This window comes from Caenibius tardaugens NBRC 16725 (genome assembly GCF_003860345.1).
GTDB lineage: Bacteria > Pseudomonadota > Alphaproteobacteria > Sphingomonadales > Sphingomonadaceae > Caenibius > Caenibius tardaugens.
Genome location: NZ_CP034179.1, coordinates 1,993,443 through 2,005,970, shown reverse-complemented (window position 1 = coordinate 2,005,970; position 12,528 = coordinate 1,993,443). Strand labels below are relative to the sequence as shown.

General features: G+C 63.2%; 8 protein-coding genes. 1 reads left to right on the top strand and 7 read right to left on the bottom strand.

Features of this window, described 5'->3' with window-relative positions; all coding sequences use genetic code 11:
- Positions 1 to 38: 38 nt before the first annotated feature.
- The 4 genes from EGO55_RS09250 to EGO55_RS09235 are packed head-to-tail and all read right to left on the bottom strand — an operon-like array spanning position 39 to position 5,341.
- The gene (locus EGO55_RS09250) at positions 39 to 1,742 is read right to left on the bottom strand and encodes a hypothetical protein (protein ID WP_021689702.1); all 1,704 of its coding nucleotides are present in this window, start codon (positions 1,740 to 1,742) and stop codon (positions 39 to 41) included.
- Complete coding sequence (locus EGO55_RS09245) at positions 1,739 to 2,698, bottom strand: lysylphosphatidylglycerol synthase transmembrane domain-containing protein (RefSeq protein ID WP_021689703.1); 960 nt, start codon at positions 2,696 to 2,698, stop codon at positions 1,739 to 1,741. Before EGO55_RS09245 ends, EGO55_RS09250 begins: the two co-directional genes overlap by 4 nt.
- On the bottom strand, positions 2,695 to 4,323 hold the full coding sequence (locus EGO55_RS09240; protein ID WP_021689704.1) for a hypothetical protein: 1,629 nt from the start codon (positions 4,321 to 4,323) through the stop codon (positions 2,695 to 2,697). The genes EGO55_RS09245 and EGO55_RS09240 overlap by 4 nt, the downstream gene beginning before the upstream one ends.
- On the bottom strand, positions 4,316 to 5,341 hold the full coding sequence (locus tag EGO55_RS09235) for a glycosyltransferase family 2 protein (RefSeq protein ID WP_021689705.1): 1,026 nt from the start codon (positions 5,339 to 5,341) through the stop codon (positions 4,316 to 4,318). The genes EGO55_RS09240 and EGO55_RS09235 overlap by 8 nt, the downstream gene beginning before the upstream one ends.
- A gap of 127 nt (positions 5,342 to 5,468) precedes the next feature.
- Between EGO55_RS09235 and EGO55_RS09230 the strand changes: the two genes are divergently transcribed.
- Positions 5,469 to 6,866, top strand: coding sequence for an alkaline phosphatase PhoX (locus EGO55_RS09230; protein WP_021689706.1), 1,398 nt, complete (start codon positions 5,469 to 5,471; stop codon positions 6,864 to 6,866).
- A gap of 11 nt (positions 6,867 to 6,877) precedes the next feature.
- Here the strand turns inward: EGO55_RS09230 and EGO55_RS09225 are convergent, their stop codons facing one another.
- The 3 genes from EGO55_RS09225 to EGO55_RS09215 form a co-directional block, all read right to left on the bottom strand.
- Positions 6,878 to 7,732: a hypothetical protein gene (locus tag EGO55_RS09225; RefSeq protein WP_021689707.1), complete on the bottom strand. Its 855-nt coding sequence runs from the start codon at positions 7,730 to 7,732 to the stop codon at positions 6,878 to 6,880.
- 124 nt (positions 7,733 to 7,856) lie between these two features.
- Complete coding sequence (locus tag EGO55_RS09220) at positions 7,857 to 10,190, bottom strand: TonB-dependent receptor (RefSeq protein WP_021689708.1); 2,334 nt, start codon at positions 10,188 to 10,190, stop codon at positions 7,857 to 7,859.
- Positions 10,191 to 10,244: 54 nt separating this feature from the next.
- Positions 10,245 to 12,491, bottom strand: a complete 2,247-nt coding sequence (locus EGO55_RS09215) for an arylsulfatase (protein ID WP_210766686.1) — start codon at positions 12,489 to 12,491, stop codon at positions 10,245 to 10,247.
- Between the last annotated feature and the right edge of the window lie 37 nt (positions 12,492 to 12,528).

Genomic DNA, 12,528 nt, shown 5'->3' with positions numbered 1-12,528 from the left:
GAGAACGGGGGCGGGTGCTGCGGCGCCTGCCCCTTTTTCTATGGTGCCTTGGCCACAAGGCAAACGGGATCGGCAATCACCAGCGCGGGGCCGGCATAGACCGCGCAAGCGCGCGCATGGCGTTGCACGAGTGACGGTTCACGTGCGCGCGCAGCCTCGGCCGCCTTCACCGCATCGGGCACGACCGCGCCATAATCCGGCGCCATCACACCGCTCTCGAGAAAGCGGCGTTCCACGACGATATGCGTCACCCCCCGGCGTTTTACAAAAGCGGCCAGCACGGCGGGCTGCGCGCTGGCCAGCGCTGTGACAGTATCGCCAAGCCGCGCTTCCACCTGTGTGAAATAGCCCTTCTGATAAGGGATCGCGTGCTCCGGCGTGGCGATCACGGCCCGCCCGGTGAGCGCGGGCCAGCTTTCGAGATCGTCGCTGAGCCCCGCAATAACAACATTGGCGGGCAGATGCCGGACAAAGGCCACGGCCGCCGGATCGGTGGGCCGGGCCGGTTTGACTACCTTGATCGCGGCAAACCCGACGAACAGGGCAATAGTCAGGACCGCCATCGCCGCCGTGGCGATCCGACGCGATCTTTTGCCCGTTGCCAGGAGGCAGGCCATGCCCACGACATGCCCCAAAGCCAATGGCACGGTCACTTCGAGCAGACGCTGGCTATACCGGCTGGGTACGTGCAGTTCGAACGCCACCATTGCGGCGATCACGTAACACACCAGCGCCGACCCCAGCGCAAGCGCGTAGAGCGGCGTGGGATTCCAGCGCGTCGCAGACCGCACACGCGGCCCGCGCCACCACAACACCCCCATAGCTACGGCAGGGCCAAGGACCAACGCATAGAGCAACCATGTCCGGGGATCAGCCGGCCCCGCACAAGGCAGGATCAACGGCGCGAAGCCGATACGTTGGGAGCAAAGCCAACCGATCTGCCCCGTGGCATCGACGATCGTGCTGCGTCCGTCCGGCATGATCATGCTCGGCATGGTCATGGCATCGGCCAGGCTGATCGCCGGGCCAAACGCACCCGCCTGGCCCGCAAAGGGCAGGGCCACCGCAGCCAGTGCGACAACACAGGCCCCCAACAGGGCAAGCGTGCGCCACGACCAGTCGAACAGGCGCGGCGGTGCACGCAATTTGCTGAGCCCCAACATGCCGAATGCCGATACGGCCGGCGCGGGATAGACCGCCCCCAGCACAGCGACACCCGCCAGCATCAACAGCGCCCTGCCGCGTACCAGCCCATAGAGAAACAGCAGAACCAGCGGAGCGGAAAATACCCGCGGCGTGCCCGTCATGAGATTATCCGCCCGCATCACGGTAAGCAGCACCAGCCCGGCGGCAAGGAAGGCCACCATCGGATGGCGGGTTAGCGCCATGGCCAGTTTCCACGCCATCAGCGCGGTGAATGGCAGCAGGATCAGAGGCAGCAGCTTCACCGCCATGACCGGCCCTATGCCCACGAGCGCAAAGCCGCGCAGAAGCCACTGGAACGGCAGAGGCGTAACCGATTGCCAGTAATCCGCCAGCAGATCGCCCTTCAGCGCAGCGGGGCTGGCGATGCGCGCGCTCCAGGTCAGAAACTGGCGCGCGTCATCATCGATCCAGTCCCGCGCATCGGGCAGCAGAAAACCGAAACGCCACAGGAAATTGGCCGCCAGCACCATTACCAGTGCGATATAGAGCCACTGCCACAGGCGCGCCCTGGGCATGGCAGGCGGCGCAGTGATCATGGCACCGGTTGCGCTGCCAGCGCCGCTTTGTCACGCTGCCAGTAATCGCTGAGAAACGGCAGCCCCGCCAGCGCAGGCATGAGATAGCGCGAGGTGGCGAGTACCCCCAGCACCGCCGCAGACGCCTGCCCCAATGCCGGGCCATAGAACGCGACGATAGCGGCATCGCGCGTGCCTATGCCCGCCGCTGTCAGCGGCACCAGCCCGGCCAGAATGGCAAGCGTGGCAAAAGCCATATTATCCGCCAGAGGGATCGCAGGCCCCAGTGCCCGCGCGAACAACCAGAACTGGAACAGGTGCCCGCCCCACAGCAGGAACGAAATCGCCACGATCCCGCCCGCGCGCCGCCCGGTCCAGAACCATTGCACCGTGCGGGTCCATTCCTCTTCGAAACGGGCGATCTTCCCGCCGATCCCCGCTGGCACAAACCGGACAACCAGCCGTATCAGCCTTGCCGCCAGCGGGAAGGGCGCCAGCAGCAGGGCAAGCAGGGCGAACAACCCGCCAATCGCCAACGCCGCCAGCCAGTAAAGCGGATCGCGCCCGCCAACCCAGAGCAGCGCAGGCACGCCCCAGGCAAGCAGCGACGCCATATCCAGCATCTTTTCGAACACGACCAGCGAGAGCGCCCGTTCCCCGGCAAAGCGATGGCGATAGACCAGCACCCACGCCTTGGCGACATCGCCCATTTTCGACGGCAGCGCGAGGTTGAGCGTGGAGGCGGCAAGGATCAGCCGCACCGATTCCCCCATGCCAACGTCCGATCGCGCCAGCAGCATGAACCGCCACGCCGTCACCCACGTCAACGGCACCACCATGGTCAGGCCAATCAGCAGCCACACCGGATCGGCCTGTTGCATCGCGGTCCAGATCGCGGCGGGATCAACCGCGCGCCACAGCAGCGCCATCACCGTCAGGCTGACGGCAAGGCCTATCAGCTTTTTCCAGCGTTTCACGCGCCGCCCCCGAATGTGCGTTCAACCACCAGCGGGGCATTGCCCTGCAAAGCCGTGACGTCATCGGTCAGATCCAGCCACGGCTGCGCCTGATCGGGTGCCCAGACCCGCGCCATGATCGTGGTGGTGGAGGTCTGGAACCCCGATATCCCGGCCATGGCAATGTCCTGCCAGCCTTGTTCGGGGGTGACTTCGTCATGCACCTGCCAGCCACCGCCCCGGCGCAGAAATGTGCGGCGGAAAGTGAACGGCGCATCTTGCCGTCCGGTTACCAGCACCGCCTGCAACAGGCGCCGGATCAGATCGGGGAAGAACCGCCCGAACCCCAGCATCAACACACGCAAGATCACCGATTTAGCCGGGGTCAGGCGGGCAGACTTGGCCCAGGCCATGCGCCCTTCAATCACCAGCCGGTCCTCCTCGATTTCGACCAGACGACTGCCATCGAGATGAGTGACCGCGACCTTGCCAGCCTGCGTTGCGAGCGTCGGGCCCGTATCGGACACCACCAGCGCCCCGTCATCGTAGAGTTTGAACGCACCGCCGCGCGATGTCCCGAGGAACAGGTGGCTGCCCGCACGATGATCGACCAGCAGCCGCGCATTGCCAAAATGCGTCCGTCCGTCGGGCGCGGGCAGGGGGGCAGGGCGTTCGTCCCGCCATTCCGCCCAGCCGCGCATCCAGCTCCACAGATGATGGCCAACGATATGATCGTCGGAATAGCAGGGCTGGCGCCCATCCTGCAGGGGCCGCAATGCACGATCGTTGATGCGCAGCGCGGTCTTGTTCCATGCCCCGGCGATCTCGAATCCGTGCGGAAAGAAATTGCGGGTGCCCCGGCTGGTATATTCGCCGCCCAGCGTGCCATCGGGGTGGACAAAATCCGCAAGGAAAGCGATCGCCCGCGCGCAAGGTTCGCGCAGGCCCAGATCGGGCCGCAGCCGGTCTGTTTCCGCCAGCAGCCCGATCGTCAGCGAAAGATAACCGGGATCGGCACCGCCATATTCGTCGAACCAGCCTTCCTCGTCCTGCCAGCTCTTGAGCCGGGCGACCCGTTCGGCCAGCGGGGTTTCCCATTCCGGGGAACTGGTCATATCGCCCAGCCTGGCGAGGCAGGTCACAATCAGCGCCTCATGATTGGACAGGCGGCCGCTTTCCTTGTGATAGGCGAGCCAGCCCGCGCGCAGATGCATGAACGCCGCGATTTCGGGATCGTCGGCACAGCCGAGAATCTCGGACGCATGCAGCACGGCGTAAAGCGAAAAGGCCGCCGCCCCCGCCGCCCGTTCAAACGGGTAGTAATCGTCGCACGAGCCGTCGGCATGAGCCGATCGCGCGGCATAGCGTATGCCGGCAATCGCCCATTCCCGGATCGCAGGATCGCCGAACCAGCGATTGCCCGGCATATCCAGCGACCATGCCAATGCCAGCGGCAGAACGAATTCCTGGCTCATCCCACAGGGGAAATCCATCATCCGGTAATGCCAATAGGCCCGGTCGAAACACCCGTATGTCGGGCTGACCGGCGTGCGGTCCTGCAAGGTCAAAAGCTTGGGCAGTTCGGCCAGCGCACGCAGCGCCAGGGCATCGCGCGCCGTCAGCGGCGCCCCGTCCGTATCAGTCATGGCGGGCTGGTTCGCGGATGGCCGCTTGCAGCATGTTGCGGGTGGCCGGTTCCGGCGGGTGGGTGGGCAGCGCAGCCCCGGCCGCTTCGGCCCGCCGCGCCGCGTACTGGATATTTTCCAGCAACCGCCGGTTGATGCCCAGCAATTCGCCCAGCAAGCCGCCGATCCACATGATCGCCACGATCAGCAGCAGGATCGCCGCACCGATCAGGCTTGGCACATGGGTGCGGCCATCGGGCAGGATATAGGTCAGCCATGTCCACCGCCCGATCAGCATCAGCCCGAGAAGGAGCGGGGCGAGCGATAGCCACAGGAAGGCCTTGAACGGCTTGTAGACGAAATAGCTCCGCAGGATCGATCCCATCGAACGCCGGACATAATCGCCAATCGATTTCACCAGCCGCGAAGGCCGCGTTTCGCCGTTCACCCGGATCGGCACCGATACGATGCGGATGTTCGACAGACCCGCCTGAATGATCGATTCCAGCGTATAGGTGTAACTGTCGAAGATGTTGATCCGCATGGCCGCTTCACGGGTCAGCGCGCGGAACCCGCTGGGTGCATCGTTGATCGCCGTTCGCGAAACGCGCTTCACAACCCCGCTGCCCAGCCGCTGCAACAGCCGCTTCATCGGAGAAAAATGCGCAATGGTGGGAATGGGCCGATCACCGATGACGAACTGCGCACGCCGATCCAGTATCGGCTGAATCAGGTCGGGAATGCAGCTGGCATCATACTGGTTATCGGCATCGGTATTGACGATGATATCCGCGCCTTCGGCCACGGCCCGTGCCAACCCGGCCATGAAGCCATGGGCAAGGCCCATATTCACCGGCAGATCGACAATGTGATCCACCCCGTGCTGACGCGCGACCTCCACCGTCCGGTCGCTGCTGCCGTCGTTGATGATCAGCCATTCGACACGATCGATACCCGGCAGCTCACGGGGCAGTTGCGCCAGTGCTTCGGGCAGGGCTTGTTCTTCATTGTAACAGGGAATCTGGATTATGAGCTTCAAGAAACCCTCGATGCAGTTGGGCCGCAATGGGCAAACAGCGCCACATAACGGACGAAACATGACGTCGGAATGTCAACTCGCCACACTGTGAAACGATCCCGATGAACCGTGGTGTAATGCGGTTGTCATGGTTTCGCGGCAGGGCGGTGGTGATCACACCTTTTCCAACGGGATGACCATGGAACCGCACACGCACACATTGCCTTTCCCGACTGATCGCCGCGCTGTCCTGAAGGGGGCAGGGGCTGCTTTTGCCGCTTTGCTCGCTGCCAGCAGAGGTGTTCCGGCGCTGGCCCAGACGTCCGCCCTCCCGTTTTACGGCCCGCTCGAAAAAGACCCGCAGGCCCTGCTCGATTTGCCGAAAGGCTTCACATACAAGGTCATTTCGCGCTTCGGCGATGCGATGGACGATGGCGGTATGGTGCCCGACAACGCCGACGGCATGGGGTGCTTTGCCATGGCGGATGGCAAGCTGGCACTGGTCCGCAATCACGAACTGAAAATCGCCCACGAAGCCGGGGCAACGCTGCAAACCGGTTATGACCGTTTGCTGGCAGGCAAAGTGCTGCCGGGCGGCACCACCACGCTGATTCTGGATTCCGCGACACTCAAGGTCGAACGGCAGTTCCGGTCTCTGGCGGGGACCATTCGTAATTGCGCAGGCGGCACCACACCCTGGGGTAGCTGGCTGACCTGCGAGGAAGACGTCACCCGCGCGGGTGACAAGGTCGGGCAGGATCACGGCTGGATCTTCGAAGTGCCCGCCCATGCGACCCGCCAGGTCGAGGCCGTCCCGCTCAAGGCCATGGGCCGTTTCAATCACGAGGCCGCCGCCGTCGATCCCGCCACCGGGATTGTCTATCTCACCGAAGACCGCGAAGACGGGCTGCTTTACCGCTTCATCCCCAAAGTTGCGGGCAAGCTTGCCGAAGGCGGCAGGCTGGAAGCACTGGCGCTGATGCCGGGGACGCTGTCCGACAGCCGCAACTGGCAGGACGCGGCGATGGCGCCGGGCAGCTGGCATGCGGCCCACTGGATTGCGCTCGACAATGTCGAAAGCCCCGCCGACGACCTGCGCAAACGCGGCGTGGCGGCGGGCGCCTTGCCGTTCGCGCGCGGGGAAGGCATCCATATGGGAGAAGGCGAACTGTACTTCTGCTGCACCTCGGGCGGGGCCAAACGCTATGGCCAGATATTCCGCTTCCAGCCCGGTCAGTCAGGCGATCAGACTGGCGACCGGCTGCAACTGTTCTTCGAATCGCGCGGGCCCGAGGAATTCAATTACGGTGACAACCTGACTGTCGCGCCCAACGGCCATCTGATTGTCTGCGAAGATCAATATACCGATATCGTCGACAACTATCTGCGCGGGATCACGCCGGAAGGCACCGCCTATCCGCTGGCCCGGCTGCGGCGGCAGACCGAACTGGCCGGGGCCTGTTTCTCACCAGATGGGCGCACCCTGTTCGTCAATGCCTTCAGCCCCACGATGACGCTGGCCATCACCGGTCCCTGGCGCGCCTGACGCCGCAGGGATCACCGCAAACGGTGGAATACGAAACTGGCGGTGGCCACAATCCGGCCCGCCATGCCCTGATCGGCCAGTTGCGCCTCCACCGCGATCCGCGTTCCTTGCGGGTTGACCACAGCAGCCGTGGCGACAAACGGCCCGACCGTGCCCGGTTTCACCATCAACACGGTACCGCTTTCCGCCTGAAACGCATCGCCGCCCGCCACGCATGCGGCCGCATCCATCGCGGCCCCTTCCAGCGCGATCGCGATCGGGCCGAGATGCAGGGTCGCATGCGGCGTGGCGATTTCAGGGGTCACACCGGCAATCGCCAGCCCGCCGCCCGGATCGGCGGTGATCCCGAAGGCGTCGCGCAAGCTGGGCATGTCAGGCGCATCGACCACCGCATCCAGCGGGTTATCGACGGGTTCGAACCCCGGCGGCACATCCCCCAGGCTCACCCCGCTGCCGCAAGCCACGGCGATAATCCTGTCGTGGTTATGATAATCAACGATACGCGAACGGCTGAACCCCATCTGCCGTCCCACGTGGATCACGTCGCGCTGCACCAGCAGGCGCGTGACATCATGCGCAGGGTCGACGATCTGATAGCTCATCGAAACAGGGGCGGGCACGCATGCGTCATCACGCCAATAGGGTTCGGGCGCGAGAATGCATAAAGGGGCGACCATGATCCCCCCACCGGCATTGCGCATATCATGGCGCAGCGGCATCGTTTCTTCCACGACGCCAGCGTCGATATAGGGCGTTTCCTTGCCGAGATAGGTGTAGGTTTTCAGGGCCTTCCACGACCGGGCGAAATGGGCCCAATGCTTTTCGGGTGGAATGTGGCGGATATCGCCGGGCACCGTCTTCGTCATCGCCGCTCTCCCGCATGCACCGGGGAGAATAGCGGCAATTGCGCGGCACGCATCATGCCGATCGCAGGATGCCGGATAGGCAGAAATCCGGCGGCGAGGCCCAGGCCCCGCCGCCGGTGATCGATCAGAAGTCGAACTTCACGTCGATGCCGTAAGTACGCGGTTCCGCGAACACGACACCGGCAAAGCCGAGCGAACCGAAATCGATGCCCGAATAGAGGTAATCCTCATTCGTGATGTTCTTGCCCCACAGCGCCACAGTGGCGCGGGTCGGGCCCACATCGATGTTCGACAGGGCGATACGCGCGTCGAAGCGGCCAACCGCTCCATCGGACATCACCTTGTTGAACGGGTTCAGGCGATCGAGCGGGTGGAAGTAGATGCGGCTGCGATAGGTCCAGTCCAGACGCGCGGTGAACTTGCCGAACGACAGTGCATCGGTTTCGTACTGGAGCCCGGCATTGGCCGTGGTGCTGGCCGAGTAGCCAAAGCGGCCTTCATCGGCCACGTTGATCGGAGGCGAACCGGCCGGTGCATCGGCGGGGACGATTTCGAACGTCTTGTACTTGCGATCCACGTAGCCAACGGCTGCGTTGAACGTCACGCCCTTGACCGGCTGTGCAAGGATTTCAGCCTCAACCCCGGTGTAGGTTGCCTTGCCCGCGTTCACGGTGATGCTCGACGCACCGCCCGTACCCGCCAGAAACTGGCTGACCTGCAAGTCCTTGTACCGCGAATGGAAACCCGTGAGGTTCAGGCGCAGACGACGGTCGAACAGTTCGGTCTTGATGCCCGCTTCATAGGAAATGATCTTTTCCGGATCGAAGCTGCCGCCTACCGAACGCGGATTGAAACCACCCGATTTGTAACCGGTGGCCACACGCGCATAAGCCAGGATATCGTCCGTCACCTTGTAATCGATGCTGGCGGCCCAGTTCATCTGCGTGAACTTTTCGTCGAGATCGCGCACCATCGTGGCCGACTGGACCAGATGCTTGCGATCTTCGGTGTAGCGCAGACCCGCCGTCAGATTGAGCCGATCGGTCGCGTGGAAGGTCGCCTGACCGAACACAGCCTTCGATTCCGAGGTATGGCGATATGCCAGCTGCGGCGAAAGCTCGACACCGAAATAGTTGGTGCTGAGGCCACCGCCCAGCGGGATCGCGGCCGATGACGGCATTACCAGTGTGATCTGCTGCGGGTTATTTTCGCGCACCTTCTCCTTGAAGTAGAAAGCACCAAGAACGAATTCGATGCTGTCGCCCAGTTTGCCGAGCAGGTTCAGTTCCTGCGAGAACTGGCGCTGCGAGCGGGTGTTGCTGGCGGAAAACAGCTCGATTTCGTTGATGCCCAACGAGGTGAAGGTGTAGGGGGGCGCCAGAACCGCCGGGCTGGCAGTCAGGCCAAGAAGCCCATCGTTCCCGTCCAGATCGGTTTTCTCGACCGTGTTCGTCCACTTGCGCAAGCCGGTGAGCGAGCGCAGCGTGATAGTATCCGTCAGATCGGCTTCCACGGTCAGCGTATGACCGCGCACCTTGTCATGCAGGCGGCCCTGATCGAGATTCAGATTCTTCAGGCGATCGCGCGAAACCACCAGCGGCGAACCGCCAAGGGCTTCCGAATTGCCGAGATAGGCGGCGATACGCGGGTGAACCGCAGCAAGCTGGAACGGCACCGCGCTGCTTCTGCTATCGTTGTAGTCGAAGGCATAATCGATGCGGATCGGGCCGCCATTGTCATAACGCGCTGCAATACGGAACGCGTCGGTGTTGGTCGCACCGGGATCGCGCTTGTCGGGCTGATTGATATCGTTGGCATAGCCGTCGCGCTGCTTGTGCAGGTACGACAGCTTGAACTTCAGACCGGTATCGCCGATTTCACCCGTATCGATGCTGGTGCGCGACTGGAAATAATCGAAACGGCCATAGCTGAAGGTCTGCGATGCCTTGAAAGTGTCCGAAGGCTTCGCCGCGATGAAGTTGACCGCGCCGCCGGTGGTGTTGCGGCCATAGAGCGTACCTTGCGGGCCACGCAGCACTTCGACGCGTTCCAGATCGACCAGATCGAACACGGCGCCGGCCGTACGCCCGATCACCACGCCATCAACATAAATGCCCACTGGCGAATCCGCCGTGAGAACCGGATCGGATTCCCCGATGCCACGGATATGCACCGTGATGTTGGTGGTGGACGAAGGGGTGATGCTGGTGGTCAGGTTCGGCGCGGCCGAGCTGATGTCGCTGATGTCGGAAATTCCGCGCGCTTCGATCGTTTCTGCGGTCATCGCGCTGATTGCCAGCGGCGTATCCTGCAGGCTCTCGCTGCGCTTCTGCGCGGTTACGATAATTTCCTGAAGCCCGCCCGCTGCGGGCTCATCCTGCGCAAGGGCAGCGTTGCCCGTAAGCAGCGCAATAGCCGACGCGCCGGCAAGCGCGCCGAATTTAACAATGCTATTCATGAAGTTACCTTTATTCCTACCCTGATAATTTGGAGTTGCTGTGCTTGTTATCGATCAGCGCGGCGCAACTTCGATCCGCGCGATGTTTCCGTTGAAGGCCGTCCCTGTGGGCATGGGCACGACGACTTCGCCCGTATCCCGGCCGATATCGAAGGTTTCCCCCAATCCTGCCGCGATATAGGCGGTGCGGCCGATGCGGCCCCGCGCCAGTTCCTGTCCATCAAGGCTGATGGTCAGCGTACCGCCCTGTCCGGGCATGCCATCCAGTGCATAATCGTAACGCAGCCGGTGCGCGCCGGGTGCCAGCACGCGATCGGCAGCGATGCGAAACCGGTCTTCCGGTTTCTGTGAGGCCGCATGGACGACATAGGGGCGGCCATCCTCGAAGCCGAAGCTCCACCCGCCGAACTTGCTGCCGCTGGCGATCAGAACGCCTTTCGCGCCATCGGCAGGAACGGTGATATCGGCATCAACCGTGAACGAGCGGAAGTTGATCGGCGGAGCCTTGCTTTGCACCACGCTGATGCCGGGGCCCCAGTAAACGAAGCTTTTCACCGGCGGCAATTGCTTGCCCGTGGACCGCATCACACCCTGCCGGTCGTCGAGCGGGTAAACGTTGTTGGCCCGGGCTTCCTGATCCCACAGCGCCTGCAGCGCAGCCAGCCGTTCCGGCTCGGCCTTTGCCAGATCGCGGGCCTGGCTGAAATCGGTGTTAAGATTGTAGAGTTCCCACTTGTAATCCGTGGGCAGGCCGGCGGATTTCCCGGTTTTCCACGGCAGCCGCCCCGGCGTGGTGCTGGCCATCCAGCCATTTTCGTACATCGCACGGTTCCCGATCAGTTCGAAATACTGGCGGGTCTTGCGTTCGGATGCCTTGGGCGCATCGAAGCTGTACTGGAAGCTGACGCCATCGATCTTCTGCTGGTTGACGCCGTCCACCACATCGGGCGCCGCCACGCCCACGGCCTCCAGAATGGTCGGCATGACGTCGTTCACATGGGTGAACTGGATGCGAATACCGCCCTTGTCGCGGATTCTGGCGGGCCATGACAGAACCATGCCATTGCGGGTTCCGCCCAGATGCGATCCCACCTGCTTGGTCCACTGGAACGGCGCATTGGTGGCCCATGACCAGCCCACCGGAAACACCTGGTACGAATCCGGGCCGCCCATCTTATCCATCTGGCTGAGCAACCAGGCGGTATCTTCCTTCATGCCGTTGGCCAGCGTACCCAATTCGTTCATCGAACCGGTGACATCGCCTTCCGGACTGCCGCCGTTATCCCCTTCAATGAAGATCACCAGCGTGTTTTCCAACTGGCCCATCCGCTGCAATTCATCGAGAATCCGGCCAAACTGGTTGTCCTGATAGGCCAACATGCCGGCGTAGACTTCCATCATGTGCGCATAGGCCCGGCGCTGATCGGGGGTCAGGCTATCCCATGCGGGTATGCCTTCGGGCCGCGGGGTCAGGATCGTATTCTTCGGTGCAATGCCCGCTTTCTTCTGGCGGGCAAGGCTTTCTTCGCGCAGCTTGTCCCAGCCCTGATCGAACTGGCCCTTGAACTTCGCGATCCATTCGGCAGGGGCCTGATGCGGCGCATGGGCGCTGCCCGTGGCGAGATAGGCGAGGAACGGCCTGTCCGGGGCCGCCGCCTTCTGGCCATGAATCCAGCGGATCATGTCCTCCGCCAGATAGTAATCCAGCGTCGTATCCATTTTCGGCGTTTCGACCCGATTGGTCCCACGATAAAGCGTGGGGCGCCACTGGTTGGTATCCCCGCCGATGAACCCATAGAAATAGTCGAAGCCCAATCCGGTGGGCCAATGGTTGAACGGCCCCGTGTTCGGATCATCCTCGCCCTGCGGCACGTTGTGATGCTTGCCGAAAAATGCGGTGTTATATCCATTGAAACGCAGGACATCGGCCACGGTTGCCGCCGAATCCGGAATCGCACCGAGATAGCCGGGATAACCGCTGGCCGTGTCGGTCACGATACCGCTGCCCACGGCATGATGATTGCGCCCGGTCAGCAGCGACGCGCGGGTGGGCGTGCACATCGCCGTGGTGTGGAACCGTGTGTAGCGCAGGCCATTGGCCGCGAGCCGGTCGAGGGCAGGGGTGGGGATGGGGCCACCAAACGTGCTCGACGAAGCGAAGCCGACATCGTCTGTCATGACCAGCAGGATATTGGGGGCATTGGCCGGCGCCTTCACCGGCTCGGGATAGGCTGGCGTGGAGTCCGCGTAGGTCTGCCCGATCTTGCCCGCGAACGGCGCGGGTGCGCTGGGGAAAACCACGCCGGTCTGCGCAGCTGCCGGTGCGTGCACCGAACAC